Source organism: Pseudacidovorax sp. RU35E (genome assembly GCF_900156165.1).
Classification (GTDB): Bacteria; Pseudomonadota; Gammaproteobacteria; order Burkholderiales; family Burkholderiaceae_C; genus Xenophilus.
In genome coordinates this window covers 45,486-69,083 of record NZ_FTMY01000015.1, presented here as the reverse complement: position 1 = coordinate 69,083, position 23,598 = coordinate 45,486, and the positions used below count along the sequence as shown (strand labels likewise).

Annotated in this window: 20 protein-coding genes; 18 read left to right on the top strand and 2 right to left on the bottom strand. The window is 71.0% G+C overall.

All coding sequences use genetic code 11. The annotated features are described in order from the left end of the window. Positions 1 to 80 precede the first annotated feature (80 nt). From BXA03_RS22760 to BXA03_RS22750, 3 genes are all read left to right on the top strand, one after another. Positions 81 to 470: a nuclear transport factor 2 family protein gene (locus BXA03_RS22760; protein ID WP_076511470.1), complete on the top strand. Its 390-nt coding sequence runs from the start codon at positions 81 to 83 to the stop codon at positions 468 to 470. Positions 471 to 793: 323 nt separating this feature from the next. Continuing rightward, a complete protein-coding gene (locus BXA03_RS22755; RefSeq protein ID WP_076511469.1) occupies positions 794 to 1,045 on the top strand; it encodes a hypothetical protein in 252 nt (83 codons plus the stop codon). Between the two features lie 115 nt (positions 1,046 to 1,160). Next, positions 1,161 to 1,595 (top strand): CopD family protein, encoded by a 435-nt coding sequence (locus BXA03_RS22750; protein WP_076511468.1) that lies wholly within the window; start codon positions 1,161 to 1,163, stop codon positions 1,593 to 1,595. Positions 1,596 to 1,642: 47 nt separating this feature from the next. Here the strand turns inward: BXA03_RS22750 and BXA03_RS22745 are convergent, their stop codons facing one another. Next, positions 1,643 to 2,125: a DUF2231 domain-containing protein gene (locus BXA03_RS22745; RefSeq protein WP_076511467.1), complete on the bottom strand. Its 483-nt coding sequence runs from the start codon at positions 2,123 to 2,125 to the stop codon at positions 1,643 to 1,645. 9 nt (positions 2,126 to 2,134) lie between these two features. On the opposite strand from BXA03_RS22745, the gene coxB reads away from it, so the two are divergent. The 15 genes from coxB (at position 2,135) to BXA03_RS22670 (ending at position 22,417) form a co-directional block, all read left to right on the top strand. Further along, a complete protein-coding gene (coxB, locus tag BXA03_RS22740; RefSeq protein ID WP_076511466.1) occupies positions 2,135 to 2,938 on the top strand; it encodes a cytochrome c oxidase subunit II in 804 nt (267 codons plus the stop codon). Then, positions 2,935 to 5,487: a cytochrome c oxidase subunit I gene (gene ctaD / locus BXA03_RS22735; RefSeq protein ID WP_076511465.1), complete on the top strand. Its 2,553-nt coding sequence runs from the start codon at positions 2,935 to 2,937 to the stop codon at positions 5,485 to 5,487. Before coxB ends, ctaD begins: the two co-directional genes overlap by 4 nt. After that, complete coding sequence (locus BXA03_RS22730; protein ID WP_143476422.1) at positions 5,484 to 5,981, top strand: hypothetical protein; 498 nt, start codon at positions 5,484 to 5,486, stop codon at positions 5,979 to 5,981. The genes ctaD and BXA03_RS22730 overlap by 4 nt, the downstream gene beginning before the upstream one ends. A gap of 21 nt (positions 5,982 to 6,002) precedes the next feature. Then, entirely contained in the window at positions 6,003 to 6,815 is an 813-nt protein-coding gene (locus BXA03_RS22725) for a cytochrome c oxidase assembly protein (RefSeq protein WP_076511463.1), read from the top strand. A gap of 93 nt (positions 6,816 to 6,908) precedes the next feature. Further along, entirely contained in the window at positions 6,909 to 8,000 is a 1,092-nt protein-coding gene (apbC, locus tag BXA03_RS22720; RefSeq protein WP_076511462.1) for an iron-sulfur cluster carrier protein ApbC, read from the top strand. 128 nt (positions 8,001 to 8,128) lie between these two features. Then, entirely contained in the window at positions 8,129 to 9,079 is a 951-nt protein-coding gene (locus tag BXA03_RS22715) for a LysR family transcriptional regulator (RefSeq protein ID WP_076511461.1), read from the top strand. A gap of 1,184 nt (positions 9,080 to 10,263) precedes the next feature. Further along, on the top strand, positions 10,264 to 10,863 hold the full coding sequence (locus BXA03_RS22710; protein WP_083716302.1) for a formate dehydrogenase subunit gamma: 600 nt from the start codon (positions 10,264 to 10,266) through the stop codon (positions 10,861 to 10,863). Between the two features lie 59 nt (positions 10,864 to 10,922). Next, the gene (locus tag BXA03_RS22705; RefSeq protein ID WP_076511460.1) at positions 10,923 to 12,506 is read left to right on the top strand and encodes a formate dehydrogenase beta subunit; all 1,584 of its coding nucleotides are present in this window, start codon (positions 10,923 to 10,925) and stop codon (positions 12,504 to 12,506) included. A 45-nt stretch (positions 12,507 to 12,551) separates the two neighbouring features. Then, entirely contained in the window at positions 12,552 to 15,443 is a 2,892-nt protein-coding gene (fdhF, locus tag BXA03_RS22700; RefSeq protein WP_076511459.1) for a formate dehydrogenase subunit alpha, read from the top strand. After that, a complete protein-coding gene (locus tag BXA03_RS22695; protein ID WP_076511458.1) occupies positions 15,433 to 15,672 on the top strand; it encodes a formate dehydrogenase subunit delta in 240 nt (79 codons plus the stop codon). The genes fdhF and BXA03_RS22695 overlap by 11 nt, the downstream gene beginning before the upstream one ends. 175 nt (positions 15,673 to 15,847) lie before the next feature. Next, a complete protein-coding gene (locus BXA03_RS22690) occupies positions 15,848 to 17,758 on the top strand; it encodes a bifunctional sugar phosphate isomerase/epimerase/4-hydroxyphenylpyruvate dioxygenase family protein (protein WP_076511457.1) in 1,911 nt (636 codons plus the stop codon). Between the two features lie 73 nt (positions 17,759 to 17,831). Next, positions 17,832 to 19,226, top strand: coding sequence for an MFS transporter (locus BXA03_RS22685; RefSeq protein ID WP_076511456.1), 1,395 nt, complete (start codon positions 17,832 to 17,834; stop codon positions 19,224 to 19,226). Between the two features lie 162 nt (positions 19,227 to 19,388). Further along, on the top strand, positions 19,389 to 20,252 hold the full coding sequence (gene fdhD / locus BXA03_RS22680) for a formate dehydrogenase accessory sulfurtransferase FdhD (RefSeq protein WP_083716314.1): 864 nt from the start codon (positions 19,389 to 19,391) through the stop codon (positions 20,250 to 20,252). 166 nt (positions 20,253 to 20,418) lie between these two features. Then, the gene (locus BXA03_RS22675; protein WP_076511455.1) at positions 20,419 to 21,420 is read left to right on the top strand and encodes a tripartite tricarboxylate transporter substrate binding protein; all 1,002 of its coding nucleotides are present in this window, start codon (positions 20,419 to 20,421) and stop codon (positions 21,418 to 21,420) included. Positions 21,421 to 21,469: 49 nt separating this feature from the next. Continuing rightward, positions 21,470 to 22,417, top strand: a complete 948-nt coding sequence (locus tag BXA03_RS22670) for a TauD/TfdA dioxygenase family protein (RefSeq protein ID WP_076511454.1) — start codon at positions 21,470 to 21,472, stop codon at positions 22,415 to 22,417. Between the two features lie 75 nt (positions 22,418 to 22,492). On the opposite strand, the gene mnmH is transcribed toward BXA03_RS22670, so the two are convergent. Continuing rightward, on the bottom strand, positions 22,493 to 23,545 hold the full coding sequence (gene mnmH / locus BXA03_RS22665) for a tRNA 2-selenouridine(34) synthase MnmH (protein WP_076511453.1): 1,053 nt from the start codon (positions 23,543 to 23,545) through the stop codon (positions 22,493 to 22,495). Positions 23,546 to 23,598: the final 53 nt, after the last annotated feature.

Sequence of the window (23,598 nt, the reverse complement as noted above, 5' to 3'; positions counted from 1 at the left end):
CGGACGGCCGTCGCGGGGCCGGCTGCGCTACCTTCCGTGTCCCCAATAACAGGGCCGCCCGCGCCCACCGGAGACACCCCATGACGCACCCCGCCGCCCTGGCCCAATGGCACCGCCTGGTGCAGACGCACGACAGCGCCGGCCTCTGGGCCCTGCTGGCCGAGGACGCGGTCTTCCACTCGCCCGTGGTGCACACGCCGCAGGTGGGCCGCCCCATCGTCAGCGCCTACCTCACGGCGGCCTTCCACGTCTTCTTCAACGAGAGCTTCCGCTACGTGCGCGAGACCATCGCGGCCGACCATGCGGTGCTGGAGTTCGCCGTCACCCTCGACGGCATCGAGGTCAACGGCGTGGACATCATCAGCTGGAACGCCGAAGGCCGCATCACCCAGTTCAAGGTCATGCTCCGGCCGCTGAAGGCGGTCAACCTCATCCACCAGCGCATGGGCGAGATGCTGGCGGCCAGATGAAGCACCCCCCGAGCCGCTTCGCGGCTCACCTCCCTCGCGCCTTCGGCCTGGAGGGGGCGCACCCGTAGGCCTGACGAAGCCGGTTCCCCGGATGCCCAGGCATGGCCCGCTCCGTCGCCCGTCGAGCCTTGTCGCCGGGCCGTTCGCCCGCGCGCCCATTGGCCCCTTTGTCCGACAGCCCGCGGCGACCCCGCTGCCTACGATCAGGCGCAGGGAAGCCCGGGGTGCCGTCGCCGCAACACACAACTACAGGACACGCGACCTGACCCGAACCCGCCGGCGCCATTCATGGTGCCGGCCCGTTTCGAGCAAGGGGTCTGGCGATGTCCACGAACACGCCGCGCACGCGCGCGGCCACCACCGGCAGCCGTGAACAGGCGCGTAAGCGGGAGGAAGAAGGCCGTCTGAAGCCGGGCAGCCGGCGCCGCCTGCCCGCGCAGGCGCAGGATGCGGACCTGCCGCCGTCCGATGAGTCCGGCAGCCACGATGGAGAGAAGGTGAGCGAGCAGGGCGACGCCACCGGCGCGCCCCATCCCGCCGCCAAGGGCCGCGACGCCCCGGTGGACGTGCGGTGATCGCGCTGCGCCGAATCCTCGCGTCGGCCCTGCTGGGCATGCCGCCTCGGCGTCCCAGGCTCTGCACGCCGGCAGCGCCCTGCAGCGGGTGCCGGCCTTGTGCCGCGAGGATTCCATGCCCTGGCTGAAGATCCTCCACATCGGCGCCGTCATCCTGTGGTGCGGCTCGCTGCTTTATCTGCCCCTGGCGACCGCGGCAGCGTCAGGCGATGCCAGGCGGCGACCGGCGGCGCTGGGCGATCCGCAGGACGAGATCTTGCGCGCTCTGTTCATCTGGGTGGCCACGCCGGCCGCGCTGGTCGCCATCGGCTCGGGCACGCTCATCTTCGTGGTGCAGGGCACGCTGGGGCTGTGGCTGCTGGCCAAGCTGGTGCTGGTCGGCCTGCTGGCGCTCGGCCATGCCAGCTTCGGCCTGCTGATCCTGCGGGTGGAGCGCGGCCAGTCCGCCAGGCGCGCCGCACTGCTCGTCGGCGCATTGCTGCTGCCGCTGCTGCTGGCGATCGCGTGGCTGGTGCTGCGCAAGCCCGGCCTCGACGGGGCGTTGCCATGAGCGGCGGTTTCACTTCCACCGCGCGGCGCTGGCTATCCCTGCCGGCTTCAGGTCATGTCGACCGCCACGCCCTTCTCGTACACCAGCCGTCCACCCAGGTAGGCCGCCAAGGCGATGAAGCCGGCGGTGAACAGCGTGATGCCCGCGCCCCAGGGCCACAGCCACTGGGCCGGGTCGTCCGCGCGCCAGCGCAGCGCCCAGTTCAACGTGGCCAGCGACAGCATCATCACGGCCACGATGGCATGGCCCCAGGCCGTGACCAGGCGGCGGATGCGTTTGACCGTCAGCAGGTCGATCAGACCGGCCATGCTGGCGATCCAGCCGCCGGCCGCGCCCACGCCCGCCAGCCACAGGCCGGCGCGGGCCCAGAACGGGTCCTGCGTCCACCACCAGGCACCGTCGGTGCCCACCAGGCCGATCAGCGCCGCCACGGGAAAGTGGATCAGCATGGGATGCAGCGGATGGCCGGCGATGGCCGCGCGGCTTCGGATGGGGTCGGGCAGGGTCGGGCTCGGAGGTGCGGCGCTCATGCGGCCATTGTGGGCATCGGGCTGCTGCCGCTGCTCGGCGGATGCCGGGGACCGCTGTCGGTGTTGGACCCGGCCGGGCCTTCGGCCGGCGCCATCGCGCAGGTGTGGTGGTGGATGTTCGGCGTGGCGGCTGCGATCTGGTTGCTGATGATCGTGTTGGGTGCGCTGGCCATGCGCGCCGGTCGTGACCGCAGCGGTGGCAAGGGCGAATGGCCGGGGGTCGAAGAGGGCGAACGTCGGTCCGGCCGGGAGGCACGTCGGGTCGAGGACGGCGCCCGCCAGCGCCGCATCGCCCGTCGCTGCCTCGTCGGCGGCGGCCTGCTGCTGCCGGGCGCGGCCATCACGGCCCTGCTGCTCTTCGGCTCGCCCGCCGGCTTCCACCAGCTGCCCTGGCCCGGTGCGGCCGCTGCGCCGCTGCGGGTGGAGGTGACCGGCCACCAGTGGTGGTGGGAGGTCCACTACCCCGACACGGGCCAACGCTTGCGCAACGAACTGCGCCTGCCCGCCGGCCGCGCGGTCGATGTGCACACCCGCAGCGCCGACGTGATCCACGGCTTCTGGGTGCCGCGGCTTGGCGGCAAGCTCGACGCCGTGCCGGGCCGCACGCTGGTCGTGCGGCTGCAGGCGGATGCGCCCGGCACCTACCGCGGCGTCTGCGCCGAGTTCTGCGGCCACGGCCATGCGCACATGACGATGGTGGTGCAGGCGATGCCGGCTGACGACTTCGACGTCTGGCTGAAGACCGCACCGGCCCTGGCCGCTGACCGTACGCCTGCCGTGGCGACCGCCCCCGCATCGGAGGCCCGCCCATGACCGAGCGCGAACAACCCACCAGCGAGGCCACCAACCAGCAGGCCGACGACGCCCTGCACCGCGCCTTGCACGAGACCTGGCGCAACCCGGCCGGCTGGCGCGTGCTGGCGGCGGTCAACCACAGCACCATCGCGCAGCGCTTCATGCTCACCGGCGGCGCCTTCTTCCTGATCGCGGGGGTGCTGGCCATGCTCATCCGGGCGCAGCTGGCACTGCCGCAGCACGACTTCATGGGCGCCGAGGCCTACGCCCAGGCCTTCACCATGCACGGCACGCTGATGATGTTCCTCTTCGCCGTGCCCATGCTGCAGGGCATCGCCGCCTACCTGCTGCCAAAGATGATCGGCGCACGCGACCTGGTCTTCCCGCGGCTGTCGTCCTTCGGCTACTGGTGCTACCTGTTCGGTGGCGTGATCTTCACCAGCAGCCTTGCCTTCGAGCTGGCGCCCGACGCGGGCTGGTTCATGTACACGCCGCTGTCCAGCAATACCTATTCGCCGGGCATCAACTCGGACTTCTGGCTCATCGGCATCACCTTCGTGGAGATCTCCACCATGGCGGCCGCCATCGAGCTGGCGGTGTCGGTGCTGCGCACGCGCTCGGCCGGCATGGCGCTGCAGCGCATGCCGGTGTTTGCCTGGGCCATGCTGGTCACCTCGCTGATGATCGTGATCGGCTTTCCGCCACTGATCCTGGGCTCGCTGCTGCTGGAGCTGGAACGCTCCGCCGGTTGGGCCTTCTTCGATCCGACGCGCGGCGGCGATCCGCTCTTGTGGGCGCACCTCTTCTGGCTCTTCGGCCATCCGGAGGTCTACATCATCTTCCTGCCCGCCACGGGGCTCATCTCCACCATGGTGCCGGTGTTTGCGGGCCGGCCGCTGGTGGGCTATCGCTGGGTGGTGGCCTCGCTGATCGGCATCGGCTTCCTGAGCTTCGGCCTGTGGGTGCACCACATGTTCACGCTGGGCATCCCGGCGCTGGCGCAGGCCTTCTTCTCGGCGGCCAGCATGCTGGTGGGCATTCCGACGGCGGTGCAGATCTTCGCCTGGCTCGCTACGCTGTGGACCGGCCGGCCGCGCTGGGAGGTGCCCATGCTGTGGATCGCGGCCTTCCTGGTGGTGTTCGTGGCCGGCGGGCTGACGGGCGTGATGCTGGCGCTGGTGCCCTTCAACTGGCAGGTGCACGACACGCATTTCGTGGTGGCGCACTTCCACTATGTGCTGGTGGGCGGCATGCTGTTCCCGCTGCTCGCAGGCCTGTACTACTGGCTGCCGCACATGAGCGGACGCATGCCGTCGAAGCGGCTGTCGCGCGCGGGCTTCTGGCTCACCGTCATCGGCTTCAACGGCACCTTCCTGGTGATGCACTGGACGGGCCTGCTCGGCATGCCGCGGCGCGTGTACACCTACGAGCCGGGGCTGGGCTGGGAATGGCCCAACCTCGTCTCGTCGGTGTTCGGCTTCGTCATGGCTTTCGGCGTGGTGACGGTGCTGCTGGACCTGGCGCTGCACTGGCGCCTGGGCCGCCGCGCCGAGGTCAACCCGTGGAAGGCCGACACGCTGGAATGGGCCACGGCCACGCCCGCCGAGGCCTACAACTTCGCCAGCCAGCCGGCCGTGCACACGCGGCATCCGCTGTGGACGCGGCCCGGCCTGCCCGCCGAGATCGCCGCCGGCCGGCACGCGCTGGCCCGCGGCGTGGCGGCGCGCGAGACGCTGGGCAGCAGCCCCGTGGCCGCCCGGCCCACCGAGCTCATCGTGCTGCCGGGCAACAGCTGGCTGCCCTTCCAGGCGGCGCTGCTGATCGCGCTCCTGTGCATCTGCCTGCTGCTCAAGGCCTACGGGCTGGCCGCGCTCTTCGGCGCGGCGGCGGCGCTGGTGCTGCTGCGCTGGTCCTGGGTCAATGGCGACCACCCGGGCTATGGCGCGCCGCATGAGGAAGAGGAGGCGGTCACCGAGGTCCATGGCGTGCTGCTGCGCCCGCACACGCACGGTTTCGACGGGCCGGGGCTCTGGGGCATGAAGTTCACCCTGCTGGCCGATGGCGCCTTCTTCAGCTCGCTGCTCTTCGGCTGGTTCTACCTGTGGACAGTGGCGCCCGGCTGGCATGCGCCGGCGAAACCCGTGCTGGGGCTGTGGCCGCTGCTGGCCGTCGGCGGGCTGGCGGTGGCGGCGAGCGGGTTGATGGGCAATGGGGTCGGGCGGCTGCGGCAGGGAGAGGGTGGCGGTCTTGCGTGGCGCCTGGCTGCCGCGGGGCTGCTGGCGCTGGGTGCGTCAGCCGGCCTGGCGCTGCTGGGCGCCACGCTCGACCTGCGTCCGCATCTGCAGGCGCACGATGCCATCGTCGCCGTGACGCTGCTCTACCTGGGCTTCCACACGCTGCTGGCCGGCGTGCTGGCGCTGATGCAGGCGGCGCGCGTGCGGGCGGGCCATGTGGGGCTGCGGCGCCCCTATGAGCCCGGGGTGGTGGCGGCCTTCTGCCACTACACGGCGGGGGCCTGTGCCGTCGCCTGGCTGGCCTTCGCGCTGGTGCCGCGGGGGTGGGCATGACGGGCCGCCGCCAGCTCGTCGCGCGTCGAATGCCGCGCTGGCTGTCGCCGGACAGTCCCTGGCAGCTGGCGCTGGGATTCGCGTTGTGGTCGCTGTGGTTCGTGGGGGTGTACGGCGGGGTGTCGGTGGCGTGCGCGGCGGGCTGGGCGGCCGGTGCAACCGGGCCCGGCAACGGGGTCAACGGTGCGCTGATCGGCGGCACGCTGGCCACCCTGGTCCTGCTGCTGCTGGCCGCCTGGCGTTGCCTGCGCCATGCCCGGGTCCTGCGTCGGCTGGACCCGGCCGGCCCGCGTCGACCGGCACGACCGGTGGATGCGGTGGGGCAGGCCGAGGCCGACCAGCCGCCGGGCGGTGAGGTGCCCGAAAGCGCCTTCGACCAGCGTCTTGAACGTCGGCGCTTCATCGCCTTCATGGCGGCACTGCTGCATGCGCTGGCGGCCGCGTCCACCGTCTTCGTGGCGCTGCCGCTGCTGCGGCTGCCGCCGTGTCTCTGACCGACTCCGAGGAATGCCGCCATGCCCATCGATTTGATCCGTCTGTGCACCCTCGGCGCCATGCCCGCGCTGCCGCAGGATTGGTGGGCCGCCTGGAGCCTGGCGCCGGCTATGGTGCTGCCGCTGCTGGCACTGGCGTTCCATGCGCTTCGGCCGACGGCGAAGTCAGGCCTGCCGGAGGGCAGCGCCCGCCGCTGGCGCCTGGCGGGGCTGGCCCTTCTGGCGCTCGCATTGCTGTCGCCCCTGTGCCGCCTGGCCGCCACCCTGGCCGGCGCGCACATGGTGCAGCTGATGGTGATGGTGGCGGGCTGCGCGCTGCTGGCCCTCGGCTGGACGCCCCTGCGCCGGGAATCGCGCACGGCGCTGCCGCTGGCGGCGGCCCTGCACGGCGGCCTGCTGTGGCTGTGGCACCTGCCGGCGGTCTATGCCGCCACGCTGACCAGCGCCCTGGTGCACTGGGCCGCCACGGCGGCGCTGGTGGCGGCCTCCTTCGCCTTCTTCCGCCACGCCGTCCATGCGCCGGCGGAGCGGCGCGGCGCCGCGCTGCTGGCCGTGCTGGCCACGCTGGCCCACACCGGCCTGCTGGGTGCACTGCTCACCTTCGCCGGCCAGCCGCTGTACGCGCTGCAGGCGCCTGGTGCGCGGGCCTGGGGCCTCGATCCGCTCACCGACCAGCAGATCGCCGGCCTGGTGATGTGGGTGCCCGGGGGCCTGGGCTACATGGCCCTGGCGCTGGGCCTGGCGCTGCACTGGGCGTCTCAGGGCCAGCGAGGCCGACGTCGCGGGGCGCCGACTGCCCGTGTGTCGGGCGAGCCGGCCGCCCGCGCCGGCTGACGTAGCTGCCGGTGCTGAGGCGGCTTGTCCCTTCCGCGGCAGCGGCCGGCCGCTGCCCCGTAGACTCGCCGCCCAATTGAGGAGCCAAATCCAATGACCGTGACCCCCGAGGGCCTGCTCGACGCGCTCAAGAGCGTCCAGGACCCGAACACCGGCCAGTCCTTCGTGGCGGCCAAGGCCGTGCGCAACCTGCAGATCGACGGTGGCGACGTCGCCTTCGACCTGGTGCTGGGCTACCCGGCACGCAGCCAGCATCCGGCGCTGCGCAAGGCGCTGGTGGCCGCAGCCCGCACCGTGCCCGGCGTCGAGAACGTGTCGGTCAACGTGTTGACCGAGATCACCGCCCATGCCGTGCAGCGCGGCGTGCAGCTGCTGCCGGGCGTGAAGAACATCGTGGCCGTGGCCTCGGGCAAGGGCGGCGTGGGCAAGAGCACCACCGCCGCCAACCTGGCGCTCGCGCTGGCCGCCGAAGGTGCGCGCGTGGGCCTGCTCGACGCCGACATCTACGGCCCCAGCCAGCCCATGATGATGGGCGTGAGCGGCCGGCCCACCAGCCCCGACGACAAGACCATGGACCCGCTGGAAGGCCACGGCGTGCAGCTGATGTCCATCGGCTTCCTGGTCGACCCCGACCAGGCCATGATCTGGCGCGGCCCCATGGCCACCCAGGCGCTGGACCAGCTGCTGCGCCAGACCAACTGGAAGGACATCGACTACCTCGTGGTCGACATGCCGCCCGGCACCGGCGACATCCAGCTCAGCCTGAGCCAGCGCGTGCCCATCACCGGCGCGGTGATCGTCACCACGCCGCAGGACATCGCCCTGCTCGACGCCCGCAAGGGCATCACCATGTTCGAGAAGGTGGGCGTGCCCATCCTCGGCATCGTGGAGAACATGGCCGTGCACGTGTGCACCAACTGCGGCCATGTGGAGCACATCTTCGGCCACGAGGGCGGCAAGAAGATGGCGGCCGAGCGCAACATGGCCTATCTGGGTGCGCTGCCGCTGGCCATGACCATCCGCGAGCAGGCCGACGGCGGCAAGCCCACCGTGGTGGCCGATCCCGACGGCGAGATCGCCGGCCTGTACAAGGCCGTCGCCCGCCAGGTGGCCATGGGCATCGCGGGCAAGGCCAAGGACTTCTCGTCCAAGTTTCCGACCATCACGGTGAGCAAGAACACCTGATCGTGTCAGCCGGGTGGGCGGCCAGGTGCCGCTCGCCGTCATTGCAAATTGATCGGCGGCCGATCGATTTGCAAGGAAGCCCGGCGATCATCGGCCGTGGCTGACCTGCCTTGCCGCCCTGCCGACGCATGAACATCCTCGCCTCCCTGCGCTACCTGGCCGCCCTGGCCGAGCACCGGCACTTCGGCCGGGCGGCCGTCGCCTGCCACATCACGCAGCCGGCGCTGTCGAATGCCATGCGTGCGCTGGAGGCCGAGTTCGGCGTGGCCATCGTGCGCCGCGGCCGGGCCTATGCGGGCCTGACGCCCGAGGGCGAGCAGGTGCTGGCCAGCGCCCACCGCATGCTGCACGAGCACGAGCGGCTGCAGCAGCAGTTGCGCAGCGAGGCCGGCCAGCCTCGCGGGCGCCTTCGCATGGCGGCCGTGCCCACGGCCATTCCGCTGCTCAGTCGTTTTGCGGCGCGGCTACGGGCGCGGCACCCGGGCATCGTGCCGACGGTGCTGTCGATGAGTTCGCTGGAGCTGGAGACCGGGCTCGACCACCTGGCCATCGACCTGGCCCTGGGCTACACCGGCCGGCAGGGACCGGCTGCGAAGGCGCTGCAGACCTGGCCACAGATCGAGGAGCATTACTTTCTGCTGCGCCGGCCCAACGACGCGCCAACGACCAGGATGATGGCGCGGGGCCCGTCCATCGGCTGGGCCGAGGCCGCAGCGCTGCCGCTGTGCCTGCTGACGCCCGAGATGCACAACCGTGCCATCGTCGACGCCGCCTTCGCCGAGGCCGGTGCGACGGGCGTGGCGCCGGCGGTGGAGACCAATTCCGTGCTCACGCTGGTGCTGGCGGTGCAGGCGGGCGACGTGTGCGCGGTGCTGCCAGGCGCGATGGTCGACACCGTGCGCGGCCAGCCCGGCTTGGTGGCGCAGCCGCTGGTGGGGCCGACCGTGCGCACGCCCTTGGGTTTCATGGCGCCGGCGGCGGTGCGGCCTTCGCGGGCGCTGGAGGCGGCGCTGGGGCTGCTGCAGTCGCCGGAGTGGCTGGCCGAATTGCGGGCGCATGGCGGGGCGCTGGAGGCGTGACGGCCGTGCGCTGTGTCGGAGGGCGTGGTTGTGGTGCCGCCTGACGTCGGGCTGCTGGATGCGCTGCGGGCGCTGTGGGAGCTGCTGGTGATGGTGGGGCGCTTCTTTCTCTGGCTGTTCAACATCGGGCGCTGAGGGCTCTGGTCTTGCGATCTCGCGCTCAAGGGCCTTGGCTGGATTGCGGTTGCCGGTTGGTCTTTGATGCTTGGTGCTTGGTGCTTGGTGCTTGCTGGTTGTTGGTGGAGCGTTGTCGGGGCGCGCGAGTGGCTGGGGCGCTAACCCGGCAGAGGGCGCCGGCATGCGCGCTCCCGGTGCACGCTCGCGCTGACCGGCTTGCCTCACGACATGCGTGCTCGCTTTCCACCGACGCGCCTGCCGCACTGCACGGCGCCGCGAATGGCACCTCCGCACGCACACCGGCACCCTCCGCCTGGACAGTGCGCCCGAACGGCCGGTTCGGCTGCCCCGGCCCTCATCCCGTTCGCCCTGAGCTTGTCAAAGGACAGAGCGGCGCGCGGCGCCACGGCTCGGCCATCCTGTTCCGCCTCAGTGCAAACATCAGGGGCGAGGCTTCGGCAGGCTCAGCCCGAAGGGTAGGGGGGTGACTGACCTGCATTGCCTCCAGCACCCTAATGGCCCATAGCCCATAGCCCATAGCCCATAGCCCATGGCCCCAAAGCCCGGAAAGGGAGGGCTCGCGCGCAGCGTCGAGGCGGGGGATGACGGTGTGCGTGCGGAGGTGCCATTCGCGGCGCCGTGCAGTGAGCAAGGCGCGTCGGTGGAGAGCGAGCGCCCGTGTCGTGAGGCAAGCCGGTCGGCGCGAGCGTGCACCGGGAGCGCGCATGCCGGCGTCCTCTGCCGGGTTGGTGCCCCTGCTTCTCGCGCACCGACCCCGACCCCGACCCCGGACCCGGACCCGGACCCGGACCCGGACCCCGGACCCCGGACCCCGGACCCCGGGCCCGGACGCGAACAGGAGACCCAGAAAGAGAGCCCAATCCCGAGTGCCATTCACGCTGCAGGCCCAGCCCATTCAAACCCTGAATCGCCCCATGTCGCGAAGCAATTTGCGACCGGCACCCCCCCGCGCGCACACTTCCCGCCGAGACAACTCCAGCGTCACCGGCCGGCCGCCGTCCACGCGCATGCGGCGCGGCATCCGAGCGCCTGGTGCCCGCCCCACGATGGCCCAGATTCCGACCCCACCCGCCGGCCCCGCGCGCGTCCGAAGCGAACGCGTGCTCGCCACCCCCGACGAACTGCGCGACCGACTGCGCCAGCTGGGCCGCGCTCCCGCCGAAGCCGCCGATCCGCGCCTGGCCATGGTCCGCGAGATCGTCGCCCGCCACGCCCTGCAGCGCGGCGGCCTGCTGCCCGCGCTGCACGACGTGCAGGACACGCTGGGCTGCGTCCCGCCTGAGGTCGTGGGCGAGATCGCCCTGGGCTTCAACCTCTCGCGCGCCGAGGTGCACGGCGTCATCAGCTACTACCACCACTTCCGCAGCGAACCCGCCGGCCGCCATATGCTGGAGGTCTGCCGCGCCGAAGCGTGCCAGTCCATGGGCGCCGACGCGCTCTGGCAGCATGCGTGCGAGGGCCTGGGCCTGCCCGAAGGCGGCGGCACGCGGCCCGATGGGTCGCTGACGCTGCAGCCCGTCTACTGCCTGGGCCTGTGCGCCCAGTCGCCCGCGGCGATGCTCGACGGCCGGCCGCATGCGCGGCTCTCGCCCGAGCGGCTGGATCGCGTGATCGGCGCCTGCATGGACGCGGAGGTGAATGTATGAGCGCCCGCCCGGCCGTCCCGAACGACGTGCACTCCGCAGGCGAAGCCGGAGGAAGTTCGATGCACGCCATCACCGTTTACGTACCCCGCGATAGCGCCGCCCTGGCTGTCGGCGCCGACGAGGTGGCTGCCGCCATCGAACGCGAGGCCACGGCCCGCGGCCTGTCGGTGCGCCTCGTGCGCAACGGCTCGCGCGGCATGCTCTGGCTCGAAACCCTGGTGGAGGTGCAGACGCCGCAGGGCCGCATGGGCTACGGCCCGGTCGTGCCCGAGGACGTGCCGGCGCTGTTCGACGCCGGCTGGCTGCAGGGCGGCGCGCATGCGCTCTCGCTGGGCGTGGTCGACGAACTGCCGTGGCTCAAGCGCCAGCAGCGCCTGACCTTCGCGCGCGTGGGCCTCACCGATCCGCTGTCGCTGGCCGACTACGAAGCCCACGGCGGCCTGCTGGGCCTGCGCCGCGCGCTCGCCATGCCGGCCGCCGAGGTGGTGCAGCAGGTGACCGACTCGGGCCTGCGCGGGCGCGGCGGTGCGGCGTTCCCGGCCGGCATCAAGTGGAAGACGGTGGCCTCGGCCGCGGCCAGCCACAAGTACGTGGTCTGCAATGCCGACGAGGGCGACTCCGGCACCTTCTCCGACCGCATGGTCATGGAGGGCGACCCCTTCGTGCTGATCGAGGGCATGGCCATCGCCGGCATCAGCACCGGCGCCACGCGGGGCTACATCTACGTGCGCTCCGAATACCCCTTCGCCGTGCGCACGCTGCGCGAGGCGGTGGACATCGCGCGCACCGCCGGCATCCTGGGGCCCGACGTGCTGGGCAGCGGCCGCGCCTTCGACATCGAGGTGCGCATGGCCGCGGGTGCCTATGTCTGCGGCGAGGAGACGGCCCTGCTGGAAAGCCTGGAAGGCAAGCGCGGCATCGTGCGCGCCAAGCCACCGATCCCGGCACTGTCGGGCCTGTTCGGCCAGCCGACGGTGATCAACAACGTCATCACCTTCGCCTCGGTGCCCATCATCCTGGCGCGGGGCGCGGCCTTCTACCGCGACTACGGTGTCGGCCGCTCGCATGGCACGCTGCCGATCCAGATCGCGGGCAACGTGCGGCGCGGTGGACTGGTGGAGCTGGCTTTCGGCGTCACCCTGCGCGAGCTGCTGACCGACTGGGCCGGTGGCACCGCCTCGGGCCGGCCGGTGAAGGCGGTGCAGGTCGGCGGCCCGCTGGGCGCCTACGTACCAGAGTCGAAGTGGGACGTGCCGCTCGATTACGAGGCCTACGCCGCCATGGGCGCCGTGGTGGGCCACGGCGGCATCGTGGTGCACGACGACACGGCCGACCTGTCGCGCCTGGCGCGCTACGCCATGGAATTCTGTGCAATCGAATCCTGCGGCAAGTGCACGCCCTGCCGCATCGGCTCGACGCGCGGCGTCGAGGTCATCGACCGCATCACGGCACGCGCAGGCACGGCGAAGGATGAACAGGTCGAGCTGCTGCGCGACCTGTGCGACACCATGCTGGCCGGCTCGCTGTGCGCCATGGGCGGCATGACGCCCTACCCGGTGCTGTCCGCGCTGGACCATTACCCCGAGGACTTCGGCCTGCAGCCAGCCGCCGCCGCCCAGGCTCCGGCCGGCGCCGTCGCCTGACGCGCCCTGCACCTAAGAACGAACGAGACCCGCAAGGAGCCCCCGATGCTCGACCACCTCAAGACCACCGACTACGGCACGCCGCTGCGCGAGTCCACGCAGGAAGTCACGCTGGAGATCGACGGCCAGTCCGTCACCGTGCCGCAGGGCACCTCGCTGATGCGCGCCGCCGTCGATGCCGGCGTGCAGGTGCCCAAGCTCTGCGCCACCGACAGCCTGGAGCCCTTCGGCTCCTGCCGGCTGTGCCTGGTCGAGATCGAGGGGCGCAAGGGCTTCCCGGCCTCGTGCACCACGCCGGCCGAGGCGGGCATGAAGGTCCGCACCCAGAGCCCCAAGTTGCAGAAGCTGCGCAAGGGCGTGATGGAGCTCTACATCTCCGACCATCCGCTGGACTGCCTCACCTGCTCGGCCAACGGCAACTGCGAGCTGCAGGACATGGCCGGCGTCACCGGCCTGCGCAATGTGCGCTATGGTTTTGACGGGGCCAATCACCTGGCGTCGGCCAAGGACGAGTCCAACCCCTACTTCAGCTACGACCCGTCCAAGTGCATCGTCTGCAACCGCTGCGTGCGGGCGTGCGAGGAGACGCAGGGCACCTTCGCGCTCACCATCAGCGGCCGCGGCTTCGAGTCGCGCGTCTCGCCGGGGCAGGACCAGCCCTTCATGGAGAGCGAATGCGTGAGCTGCGGCGCCTGCGTCGAAGCCTGCCCCACCGCCACGCTGCAGGAGAAGTCGGTCATCGAGCTGGGCCAGCCCGAGCACAGCGTGATCACCACCTGCGCCTACTGCGGCGTGGGCTGCGCCTTTAAAGCCGAGATGAAAGGCACGCAGGTCGTGCGCATGGTCCCGTGGAAGGACGGCAAGGCCAACGAGGGCCACAGCTGCGTCAAGGGCCGCTTCGCGTGGGGTTATGCCACGCACCAGGACCGCATCACCACGCCCATGATTCGCGCCAAGATCACCGACCCGTGGCGCGAGGTCAGCTGGGAAGAGGCCATCGCCCACGCAGCCTCGGAGTTCCGCCGCATCCAGGCCAAGCACGGGCAGGATTCCATCGGCGGCATCACCTCCAGCCGTTGCACCAACGAAGAGACCTACCTGGTGCAGAAGCTCATCCGCGCGGCCTTCGGCAACAACAACGTCGACACCTGCGCGCGCGTCTGCCATTCGCCCACCGGCTATGGCCTGGGCCAGACCTTCGGCACCTCGGCCGGCACGCAGACCTTCAAGTCGGTCGAGAAGAGCGACGTCATCCTGGTGATCGGCGCCAACCCGGCGGCGGCGCATCCGGTGTTCGCCTCGCGCATGAAGAAGCGCATCCGCCAGGGCGCGCGCCTGATCGTGGTCGATCCGCGCGAGACCGAGATGGTCAAAGGCCCGCACCTGCAGGCCGACTTCCACCTGGCGCTCAAGCCCGGCACCAACGTGGCCCTGATCAGCGCGCTGGCGCATGTGGTCGTCACCGAAGGCCTGCTGGCCGACGACTACATCGCCGAGCGCTGTGACGAGAAGTCCTTCAACGCCTGGAAGGACTTCGTCGCCCGCCCGGACAACTCGCCCGAGGCCATGGAGGCCGTCACCGGCGTGCACGCGGCCGTGGTGCGCGGTGCGGCGCGCCTGTACGCCACCGGCAATGCCGAGGGCGTGAAGACGGGCCGGCCCGTCAACAGCGCCATCTACTACGGCCTGGGCGTGACCGAGCATGCGCAGGGCTCCACCATGGTGATGGGCATCGCCAACCTGGCCATGGCCTGCGGCATGGTCGGGCGCGAGGGCGTGGGCGTGAACCCGCTGCGTGGCCAGAACAACGTGCAGGGCAGCTGCGACATGGGCAGCTTTCCGCACGAGCTGCCGGGCTACCGCCACATCAGCGACACCACCACCCGCAGCCAGTTCGAGGCCGCCTGGGGCGTGGAACTGAGCCCCGAGCCGGGCCTGCGCATTCCCAACATGTTCGACGCCGCGCTGGGCGGCAGCTTCATGGGCCTGTACTGCGAGGGCGAGGACATCGTGCAGTCCGACCCCAACACGCAGCACGTGGCCGCGGCGCTCTCGGCCATGGAATGCATCGTGGTGCAGGACATCTTTTTGAACGAGACGGCCAAGTACGCCCACGTGTTCCTGCCCGGCTCTTCCTTCCTGGAGAAGGACGGCACCTTCACCAACGCCGAGCGCCGCATCTCGCGCGTGCGCAAGGTCATGCCGCCGCTGGCCCAGTACGCCGACTGGGAGGTGACGCAGCTGCTGGCCAATGCGCTGGGCTACCCGATGCACTACACGCATCCGCGCGAGATCATGGCCGAGATCGCGGCGCTCACGCCCTCCTTCGCGGGCGTCAGCTACGACAAGCTGGACCAGCACGGCAGCCTGCAGTGGCCCTGCAACGACAGCACGCCCGAGATCGGCACGCCGATCATGCACATCGACCGTTTCGTGCGCGGCAAGGGCCGCTTCATCGTCACGCAGTACGTGGCCACGGACGAGAAGGTCACGCCGCGCTTCCCGCTGCTGCTGACCACCGGCCGCATCCTGTCGCAGTACAACGTGGGCGCGCAGACGCGGCGCACGCCCAACAACCAGTGGCACAGCGAAGACCGGCTGGAGATCCATCCGCACGATGCCGAGGAGCGCGGCATCCACGACGGCGACTGGGTCGGCATCCGCAGCCGCGCCGGCGAGACCGTGCTGCGCGCCACCGTCACCGAGCGCATCCAGCCCGGCGTGGTCTACACCACCTTCCACTTTCCGGAGTCGGGCGCCAACGTCATCACCACCGACAGCTCCGACTGGGCCACCAACTGCCCCGAGTACAAGGTGACGGCGGTGCAGGTGGCGCCCGTCACGCAGCCGCAGCAGCGCTCGGCCTGGCAGCGCGACTACGCCCGCTTCAACGCCGAGCAGATCGCCCACCTGGAGGCCGCCACCGATGGACGCTGACGACAACCTCGTGCGCATGGCCAACCGCATCGGCGACTTCTTCGCCGCCCAGCCCGACCACGAGGAAGCGCTGGCGGGAATCGCCGAGCACCTGAGGAAGTTCTGGGCGCCGCGCATGCGGGCCGACTTCCTGGCGGCTGTGGATGCGGGCGCGCCCGCCCTGCATCCGCTGGTGCGTGAGGCCGTGACGCTGCACCGGACCCTGCTCGCGCCAGCCGCGGTTCGCTAGGGTTAACCCCGCTCGCGTTCGATCATCGAACGCGCCGGTTCGCTGATCGCTCGGGATGGGCGGGTGCGGCGTTGTCGCAGGGGTGGGGGTCTTCCTACAGTCGCGGCCATCGCGGCCCGGTCCCACGGGTTGCCTGATGTCCAATCGCACTCCCGCTGCAACCCTTCGCCCCGCCATGCGCCGTTCCATCGCCACCGTCTCCCTCAGCGGCACGCTGCGCCAGAAGCTCGAGGCCGTGGCGGCCGCGGGCTTCGACGGGGTGGAGCTGTTCGAGCCCGACTTCACGCACTTCCCGGGCATGGCCGCCGCCCTGGGCCGCATGGCCGCCGACCTGGGCCTGACGATCGACCTGTTCCAGCCCTTCCGCGATTTCGAGGCCATGCCGCCCGGCCTGTTCGCCCGCAGCCTGGACCGCGCCGAGCGCAAGTTCGACCTCATGCAGGCCATGGGCGCGCCGCTGATGCTGTGCTGCTCCAACACCTCGCCGTTGTCGGTGGACGAGCCCGACCTCGCCGCCGAGCAATTGCACGCGCTGGCCGAGCGCGCCGCCCGCCGCGGCCTGCGCGTCGGCTTCGAGGCGCTGGCCTGGGGCCGGCACACCTCGCGCTACGGGCAGGCCTGGGACATCGTGCGCCGTGCCGATCATCCGGCCCTGGGCCTGATCCTGGACAGCTTCCACACCCTCTCGTTGCAAGACGACCCGGCCGGCATCGCCGAGATCCCGGGCGACAAGATCTTCTTCCTGCAGATGGCCGATGCGCCGCTGCTGTCCATGGACGTGCTGCAGTGGGCACGCCATCACCGCGTGTTCCCGGGACAGGGCGACTTCGACGTCGTCGGCTTCTACGAGCAGGTGCTGCTGGCCGGCTACAGCGGCCCGCTGTCGCTGGAGATCTTCAACGACATGTTCCGCGAGACGCCCAACCGCCGCACGGCGGTGGACGCGATGCGCTCGCTGCAGTACCTCGAGAGCCAGGTGCGTCCGCGCCTGGCCGCCCGTGCCGCTGCGGCGCGCCCCGATCCGCGCGCAGCCGCAGTGCTGGCGGTGCGCGAGCTGGCCGAGCCGCCGGCCGCGCCCGAGTTCGCCGGGGTCGCCTTCATCGAATTCGCCGCCGACGAGGCCACCGCCCCGCAGCTGGACGCGCAGCTGCATCAGTTGGGCTTCCGCCGTGCCGGTCGCCACCGCTCCAAGGCCGCCACGCTGTACCGCCAGGGCGACATCGCGCTGATCGTCAATGCCGAACCGGCGTCCTTCGCCCGCAGCCGCTTCGAGCTGCACGGCCCCTCGGTCTGCGCACTGGGTCTGCGCACCGCGCAGCCGCAGGCCGCGCAGGACCGCGCCATCGCCCTGCGCTCACAGCGCCACCGCAGCCCGCTGGGCCCGGGCGAGCTTGAGGTCCCGGCCATCGTCTCGCCGGGCGGCAACCTGATGCATTTCGTCGACGAGCGCCTGGGCCCGGATGGCCTCTTCGCCGCCGACTTCCTGCCCGAGGTGGACGATGCGGCGCCGGTCGACGCCGGCCTGCGCCGCGTGGACCATGTGGCGCTGGGCCTGAGCCTGGAGCAGTACGACACCTGGACGCTGTTCACCCGCGCCGTGCTGGGCCTGTCGTTGGCCGAGAGCCTGGAGCTGGCCGATCCCTTCGGCCTGGTGCGCAGCCGCGCCGCGGCCGACCGGACGCGCAGCGTGCGGCTGGTGCTCAACGCCTCGCTCAGCAGCCGCACCCTCACGGCGCGCACCGTGGGCCGGCGCGGCGACGGCGGCGTGCACCACATCGCCTTCGCGAGCGACGACATCTTCGCCTCGGTGGCGCAGCTGCGCGCGCAGGGCGTGGACTTCCTGCCGATCTCGCCCAACTACTACGACGACCTGCCCACGCGCTTCGACATCGAGCCGGCGCTGCTGGCGCGCATGCGCGAGGCGGGCGTGCTGTTCGACCGCTCGGCCGATGGCGACTTCCTGCACATCTACACCCGTGCCGCGGACGAAGGCCTGTTCTTCGAGGTGGTGCAGCGCATCGATTTCTACGACGGCTACGGCGCGGCCAACAGCCCGGCGCGCATGGCCGCCCAGGCGCAGGCCTGAGCCAGGCGCGGCCGCTTGCTTTTTTCCCCGTTCCACAACCACACGTCACACACCAAAGCGGAGACCTCGCACCATGTCCACCTCTTCCCACGTGCACGAGCCGGAAGGCCGGCGCCAGTCCAAGAAGGCCGCGGCCAGCGGCTGGATCGGCTCGGCGCTGGAGTACTACGACTTCTTCATCTATGCCACGGCCGCTTCGCTGATCTTTCCGCAGATCTTCTTCCCCAAGGGCGACCCGGCCATCGCCATCATTGCCTCGCTGGCCACCTATGGCGTGGGCTACGTGGCCCGCCCCATCGGCGCCTTCGTGCTGGGCCACATGGGCGACACCCGTGGCCGCAAGCAGGTTCTGGTGCTGTGCATGTTCCTGATGGGCTTTTCGACCATCGCCGTGGGCCTGCTGCCCACCTACGACCAGATCGGCCTGTGGGCGCCCGCGCTGCTGGTGCTGTGCCGTCTGGTGCAGGGCTTCGCCGTCGCCGGCGAGATCTCGGGGGCCAGCTCCATGATCCTTGAGCACGCGCCCTTCGGCCGCCGCGGCTTCTTCGCCAGCTTCACGCTGCAGGGCGTGCAGGCCGGCCAGATCCTGGCTGCTGCCGTCTTCCTGCCGCTGGCGCACTACATGCCCACCGAGCAGTTCAACAGCTGGGGCTGGCGCGTGCCCTTCATCCTGAGCTTCGTCGTCATCATCGTCGGCTGGATCATCCGCCGCGAAGTGGACGAGACGCCCGCCTTCACCCAGGAAGGCACTGCCAAGCCGCGCTCGCCCGTGACCGAGGCCTTCAGGCATCACGGCCCCGACATGCTGCGCGTGGTGCTGATGTCGCTGATGAACGTGATCCCGGTGGTGGCCACCATCTTCGGCGCCGCCTATGCGGTGCAGCCCGCCTACGGCATCGGCTTCCACAAAGACGTGTACCTGTGGATCCCCGTGCTGGGCAACATCCTGGCCGTGCTGGTGATCCCGATGGTGGGGAACCTCTCGGACAAGATCGGCCGCCGCCCGCCGATGATCGTGGGTGCGCTGCTGTCCGGCCTGCTCGCCTTCGGCTACCTGTATGCCATCAGCATCGGCAGCGTGGCGCTGGCCATCGTGATGTCGCTGCTGATGTGGGGCATCGTCTACCAGGGCTACAACGCGGTCTTCCCCAGCTTCTATCCGGAGCTGTTCCCCACCCGCACCCGCGTGTCGGCCATGGCCATCTCGCAGAACGTGGGCACGGCCATCACTGCCATGCTGCCGGCCATCTTCGCGACCGTGGCGCCTCCGGGATCGACCAACATCTGGATGACGGTGGGGGCGCTGGCCTTCGGCATCACCGTGATCTCGGCCGCGGCGTGCTTCACCGCGCGCGAAACCTACCGCCTGGCGATGAACGACTTGGGCAAGCCCGATGCGGCGCCCGTGCCCGAAGGCGAATACCTGCGCCTGCGCGACGAGGCGCTGGCCCAGGCGGCGCGCGCCTGATCGGCGCCAAGCCCCCGCACGATGTGCGGCGGGTGGCCCCGGCCGGTGCGTCGCCGGCGGGGGCTGGGCACAATCCCGAGGCCGTGGTGCTTGCAGCGCCACGGCCTTTTTTCTTTGGCTGCGGCATGTTGCCCGCGCCGCCTGCCGCAGACCTTCTTCGCCATGACCACCGACGCAGCTGTCGATCCGCTCCTGCCTTCGCTCGTGCGCCTGCCTGTACGCGTGCAGGGCGAGGCCGGGCTGCCGCCCGAGGGCACGCAGCGCGAGGACGTGCTGGCCGCGGAGGTGCCGGTGGCACTGGTCTTCAACGGCATCTCGCATGCCGTGATGATGGCCACGCCGCAGGACATCGAGGACTTCGCGCTGGGCTTCGCGCTGAGCGAAGGCATCCTTGATGCCGCCGCCGACTGCCGCGGCATCGAGGCGGCGGCCGTCGACGCGGCCGCGGCCGGTCTGCCCGAGGGCATGCCCGGCATCGAGGTGCGGCTGGAGATCTCCACGCGCGCCTTCGAGCGCCTCAAGGGCCGGCGCCGCAGCCTGGCGGGCCGCACGGGCTGCGGCGTGTGCGGCGTCGAGAGCTTCGCCGCGCTCGACCTCACGCCCGTGCCGCTGCCAGCGCCCGACTGGCTGGCGCAGGTGGACCTGCCCACCGTGCTGCGCGGCTTCGCGCAGATGCCGCCGCGCCAGCGCCTCAATGCCGAGGCCGGCGCCATCCATGCTGCCGCCTGGGCCACGCTCGATGGTGCGGTGACCGATGTGCTGGAAGACGTGGGCCGCCACAACGCGCTCGACAAGCTGGTCGGCCGCCTGGCCCGCGAAGGACGGCTGGGCACGGACGCGCAGGGCTTCGTGCTGCTGTCCAGCCGCGGCAGCCACGAGCTGGTGCGCAAGTGCGCGCGGGTAGGCATCGCGGCGATGGCCACCATCTCTGCGCCGACGGCGATGGGCGTGCAGATGGCGAAGGCGAGCGGCGTGCGGCTGTGGGGGCTTTGCCGGGCGCCGCGGGGGGTGCTGTATGCAGGCTGAGGCCCTGGGTCGCCGCTGCCCGGAGCGAGACGGGGGCGGACGCGGCTAACGCGTTTTTTGCAGAAGCTCGCGCGCAAAGCTTCTTTGTGCGTCGGGCGCGTGCTGCCTAGATTCGTCGGTCTGGCCCTGGGATGTCCCGCGGCCCATGCCCACGGATCCCCGCACGATGCAACCGCAATCTCCGACACGTCGAACCTTTCTTGCAGGCATCGCCGCACTGGCCGCTGGCAGCGCCGCCGGGCGCGTCGCCGCAGCCGAATCCTGGTCGCCCGGGCCGCGGGTCGAGTTCCTGGTCCCGTCGGGCCCGGGCGCCGCGCTCGACGCCTCTGCCCGCAAGCTGGCGCGTCTGCTGGAGCAACAGCGCCTGAGTCCGGCGGTCGTCGTGTCCAACCGATCCAGCGCCCATGGCGTGGTGGTGCTGCAGGCGCTGCAGCAGGCCGAGCGCAATCCCAACGTGCTGGCCACGCTGAGCAGCTCGCTGGTCTACAGCGAGGCGCAGGGCGCGCTCCCGGTGCCCTACACCGAGTTCACGCCGCTGGCCACGCTGCTGACAGAGTACGTGGTGGTGGCGGTGCGTGCCGATTCGCCGCTGCGCACGGGCAGCGACCTCATCGCCCGGCTGCGCCAGGACCCGACGGCGCTCAGCATCGGCATCGCCACCACGCTGGGCAACCACATCCACCTCGGCATCGCCCGACCGCTCAAGGCGGGGCAGGTGGATGTCACCCGGCTTCGCGTCATTCCGTACAAATCCTCGGCAGAGTCGCTCACCGCATTGCTGGGCGGGCATCTGGACGTGATCTCCGCCACCACGCCGAACGTGGTCGGCCAACTGAAGGCCGGTGCGATCCGGCTGCTGGCCGTGGCCGCGCCGCAGCGACTGGGTGGCGTCTTCGCCGACGCACCGACCTGGAGGGAGCAGGGCGTCAATGCCGTCGGCCAGTCAGTGCAGGGCGTCATGGCCCCGAAGGGCATCTCCGCGACGCAGCAGGCCTACTGGACGCGCGCGTTGAGGGAGGTCACGCAGACGCCTGACTGGAAGGACTTCCTGGTGCTGAACCAATGGCAGGACAACTTCCAGGGCCCGCAGGACACCGCCACCCAACTGGCGGCGGAATACCGGGAGGTGCGCGCCCTGCTGGCGGAACTGCGCCTCGTCCAGGCCTGACCACGCGCTCGCACGCCACGCCCCACCCCTCGTTCACCGGAGACAAGCCATGAGCAACCGACCCCCCCTTCACCCCGACAGCGCCGTGCGCGTGCAGCCACTGTCCGCCCATACCGGCGCGCAGGTCAGCGGTGTGGATCTGCGTGCGCCGCTCGCGCCGCATGACGTGGCGGCCATCCGCGCCGCACTCCACCAATGGAAGGTGGTGTTCTTCCGCGACCAGTCGCTCAGCCACGAACAGCACATCGCGCTGGCAAAGCAGTTCGGCGACCCGACCGTTGGCCACCCCGTGTTCGGCCATGTGGACGGCTTTCCCGAGCTGTACTCGATCGCCAAGTACCGGCGCGCCAACAGTCATGAGGGTCAGGCCGAACTGCGCCCCTGGACGGGTTGGCACACCGACGTGACGGCGGCGCACAACCCGCCGGCCGCATCCATCCTGCGCGGCGTGACGATTCCGCCCTATGGCGGCGACACGCAGTGGACCAACCTGGTGGCGGCGTACCGCGCACTGTCGGCGCCGATGCAGCGCTTCGTCGATGGCCTTCGCGGGCTGCATCGCTTCAGCCCGCCCGCCGGTGCCAATGCCTCGCCCGAGTACCAGGCGCTGGTGCAGAGCAAGACATTGGTCAGCGAGCATCCGCTGGTGCGTGTGCATCCCGAGACTGGCGAGCGTGCGCTCTTCGTGAGCCCGGGCTTCCTCAAGAGCGTGGTCGGTCTCACTTCGCGCGAGAGCCGCGTTCTGCTGGAACTGCTGTGGGAACACATCGTGCGACCCGAGTTCACCGTGCGCTTCAAGTGGGAGCCGGGTTCCATCGCCTTCTGGGACAACCGCGCCACCGCCCACGTGGCACCCTTCGACATCTTCGACCTGGACTTCGACCGGCAGCTCTACCGCATCACGCTGGTGGGCGAGGTGCCGGTGGGCGTGGATGGGCAGCCGTCGACCGCGGTGTCGGGAGATCCGCTGCTGGCTGCGCACGGCGCCGCCTATTGACTGAACGGGCCCGTCCGTCGGTGCCCTGCGAGTCACCGGGTCCGCGCCGCGTGCGGCGTTGCCGCACTCCGTGCTTCAGCCCAGGGCCAGCACTGCCTCGGCTGCGGCGTCGATGTCCTGCGGCCCCAGCGCCGACACCTCCACCGGCCGCCGCGTCGCCCACGCATGGAAATGCCGCGCCTGCGAGCGCTCGTAGTGCGGGTCGTAGTGCAGCGCCATCAGCTCGCCGAACAGCAGCGGCAGCGAGCCCTCGCGGGCCCATTGCTGCCAGCGCTGCACCGTCTCCTTGCCCTGCATCTCCTTGAGCGCGCCCAGCCGCTCGGCCAGGGCCTCGCGGTCGTCGCCCAGGTAGGCGTAGTCGGTGAGCAGGTAGGCCAGGCGCGCCTCGGGCGTGGCGCGGATCTCGATGCAGTCGGCGGCACGCATGCGCTCGACCAGCGGCTGCGGCACCGACAGGCGGCCGATGCGCGGGCTTTCGCCCTCCACGTACAGCGGGCGCGCCGGATCGCAGGCCTCCAGCGCGGCGGCGATGCGGGTCTCGAAGTGCTTCTGCGATGGCTGCGGCACGCCGGGCCAGGCGCCCAGCAGCGAGCCCTTGTGGCAGGCGGCGGCCTCCAGGTCCAGCACCTGGGCGCCGCGTCTGGCCAGGGCCTCCAGCACGCGGGTCTTGGCGCTGCCGGTGGCGCCGACGATCACGCGCAACTGGATCGCGGGCACCAGCTGGTCGATCTGCGTGACCACGTGCTTGCGGAAGGACTTGTAGCCGCCGGCCAGCTGCTGCGCGTCCCAGCCCACCAGGCGCATCCACTGCACCATCGAGCCGCTTCGCAGGCCGCCGCGCCAGCAGTAGACCAGTGGCCGCCACTTGATCGGCCGCTCGGCCATCACGGGGCTTTGCAGGTGCCGCGCCAGGTTGGCTGCCACCATCGCACCACCCACGCGGCGGGCCTCGAAGGCGCCCTGCTGGTGGTAGAGCGTGCCGACGATGCGGCGCTCCTCGTCGTCGAGCACCGGGCAGTTGATGGCGCCGGGAATGTGGTCCAGCGCGAATTCGGAGGGCGAGCGCGCGTCGATGAAGGTGTCGAAGGCGTGGCGGTCTTCCGGGCGGACGGGGCGGGGCTGGCTCATGGCTAAGATTGTCCGCCGACTGGCCATCCACCCGCCTGCCTCACCGACGCGCC

Coding starts and splice junctions, on each gene's coding strand:
- BXA03_RS22760 (WP_076511470.1), top strand. CDS start 81: ATGACGCACCCCGCCGCCCTGGCCCAATGGCACCGCCTGGTGCAGACG.
- BXA03_RS22755 (WP_076511469.1), top strand. CDS start 794: ATGTCCACGAACACGCCGCGCACGCGCGCGGCCACCACCGGCAGCCGT.
- BXA03_RS22750 (WP_076511468.1), top strand. CDS start 1,161: ATGCCCTGGCTGAAGATCCTCCACATCGGCGCCGTCATCCTGTGGTGC.
- BXA03_RS22745 (WP_076511467.1), bottom strand. CDS start 2,125: ATGAGCGCCGCACCTCCGAGCCCGACCCTGCCCGACCCCATCCGAAGC.
- ctaD (WP_076511465.1), top strand. CDS start 2,935: ATGACCGAGCGCGAACAACCCACCAGCGAGGCCACCAACCAGCAGGCC.
- BXA03_RS22730 (WP_143476422.1), top strand. CDS start 5,484: ATGACGGGCCGCCGCCAGCTCGTCGCGCGTCGAATGCCGCGCTGGCTG.
- BXA03_RS22725 (WP_076511463.1), top strand. CDS start 6,003: ATGCCCATCGATTTGATCCGTCTGTGCACCCTCGGCGCCATGCCCGCG.
- apbC (WP_076511462.1), top strand. CDS start 6,909: ATGACCGTGACCCCCGAGGGCCTGCTCGACGCGCTCAAGAGCGTCCAG.
- BXA03_RS22715 (WP_076511461.1), top strand. CDS start 8,129: ATGAACATCCTCGCCTCCCTGCGCTACCTGGCCGCCCTGGCCGAGCAC.
- BXA03_RS22710 (WP_083716302.1), top strand. CDS start 10,264: ATGGCCCAGATTCCGACCCCACCCGCCGGCCCCGCGCGCGTCCGAAGC.
- BXA03_RS22705 (WP_076511460.1), top strand. CDS start 10,923: ATGCACGCCATCACCGTTTACGTACCCCGCGATAGCGCCGCCCTGGCT.
- fdhF (WP_076511459.1), top strand. CDS start 12,552: ATGCTCGACCACCTCAAGACCACCGACTACGGCACGCCGCTGCGCGAG.
- BXA03_RS22695 (WP_076511458.1), top strand. CDS start 15,433: ATGGACGCTGACGACAACCTCGTGCGCATGGCCAACCGCATCGGCGAC.
- BXA03_RS22690 (WP_076511457.1), top strand. CDS start 15,848: ATGCGCCGTTCCATCGCCACCGTCTCCCTCAGCGGCACGCTGCGCCAG.
- BXA03_RS22685 (WP_076511456.1), top strand. CDS start 17,832: ATGTCCACCTCTTCCCACGTGCACGAGCCGGAAGGCCGGCGCCAGTCC.
- fdhD (WP_083716314.1), top strand. CDS start 19,389: ATGACCACCGACGCAGCTGTCGATCCGCTCCTGCCTTCGCTCGTGCGC.
- BXA03_RS22675 (WP_076511455.1), top strand. CDS start 20,419: ATGCAACCGCAATCTCCGACACGTCGAACCTTTCTTGCAGGCATCGCC.
- BXA03_RS22670 (WP_076511454.1), top strand. CDS start 21,470: ATGAGCAACCGACCCCCCCTTCACCCCGACAGCGCCGTGCGCGTGCAG.
- mnmH (WP_076511453.1), bottom strand. CDS start 23,545: ATGAGCCAGCCCCGCCCCGTCCGCCCGGAAGACCGCCACGCCTTCGAC.